This window comes from Marinitoga sp. 1155 (assembly GCF_001021175.1).
In the GTDB taxonomy this organism is placed as follows: domain Bacteria; phylum Thermotogota; class Thermotogae; order Petrotogales; family Petrotogaceae; genus Marinitoga.
Genome location: NZ_AZAX01000046.1, coordinates 1 through 1,423 on the forward strand (window position 1 = coordinate 1; position 1,423 = coordinate 1,423).

1 protein-coding gene is annotated in these 1,423 nt (G+C 19.3%); it reads right to left on the reverse strand.

Going from position 1 to position 1,423, the window contains the following annotated elements; genetic code table 11:
• Positions 1-1,374 (reverse strand): hypothetical protein (locus tag X274_RS12205; RefSeq protein WP_197073361.1); only part of this gene is annotated, 1,374 nt, incomplete at its 3' end.
• Positions 1,375-1,423 lie beyond the last annotated feature (49 nt).

The following is a 1,423-nucleotide window of genomic DNA, read 5'->3' on the forward strand; positions in this document are numbered from 1 at the left end:
TATATGTTCTATAATAAATGATTTTATTATTTTTCCTTCTTTTAATTTATATACTATTACTCTGTTTCCATCTGTTATTACTAATTCATCTTTATTTATATCTATTGCTTTAACTTCTTTAAATGGATGCATGATTATATTTTCTAAATTACCTGTAAATATATTGTATATAAATATATTTGATTTTATATCTTCTACTAGTATTTTATATGTATCTTTTATCGGTATAACTTTTTTTATTGGGTTTAATATTGTTATTGATTTTATATATGAATCTTTTTGCCAGTTGTGTATTAAAATCCTATTTCCTGGTTTTGAATTAATACTTCCACTTAATCCATAATAGGATATTATATATTTGTTATCATAAGAAAGATTTATTTCTTGTATTAATCCAAAATGTCCTTTGAATTTCATAACTTCTTTTTTATTCTTATAATCATATTTTACTATTTCGTATTCTTTATTTCCATAATATATATACTCTCCATCAAATTCTGCTGTTTTTTGTATTTTTTTATCTTTATATAATATTTTTCCTGTTTTTAAATTATATAATTCTATAATTCCATTTTCACATGATATAAACAGTTTATCTTTTATTATTTTTATTTTTGATAAATAATCATCCAGCTCTTTTTTAAAAATTATTTGTCCTTCTTTTTTTATTGTTAGTTCTGCATATTCATTTTCTATTATTTCATATCCATTTTGAATATCGTAATATTTTATATTTTCATCGTAGTTTTTGTATTTTTCTAATTTCATATGTTTATATACAATATTTTTTTCTTGAATTTTCGCATTATCTTCTAAAAGATAGAAATTTATATAATCTTCATCGCTTTTTATGAAATATTTATCTGTCAATATTACTTTATTTTTTGCAGGATTAAATCCTGCATCTTTTTCATATTCGATTTTGAAATCTTTTAAATTTATTTTTCGAAGTTTTCCTTTCCCATATAATATATATAATGCATGTATTTTTTTGTTTGTTGATATGTCATATATATATTCATTGTCACTAAAATTCTTTATTACTTTTAATGTTTTTTTGTTTAGTATGCTTACTTTATCAATTCCTGATAAGATTATTATATAATTGTTTGTTCCCAATATTTTTCTTATAGGATCATTGGATATTTTTGCGATTTTATTTTCTAGTATTATATTCCCATCTGTTGTTCCTAGTATAATTTTCCCATCTATTTCATTTATTGTAGATATGTATTTGTCATAATTTATAGTTTTTATATATTTCCCGCTTTCAAGACTATATTCTTTTATTTCTTTTTTATCAACCAAAATAATTTTTCTTTGATTTTCTAAAATAAATATATTAGGTATTAAAAAATCATATTTTATTTTCAATTGTATTTTATTGTTAGTATTAAAATTATAAATATAAAAATTATTATAA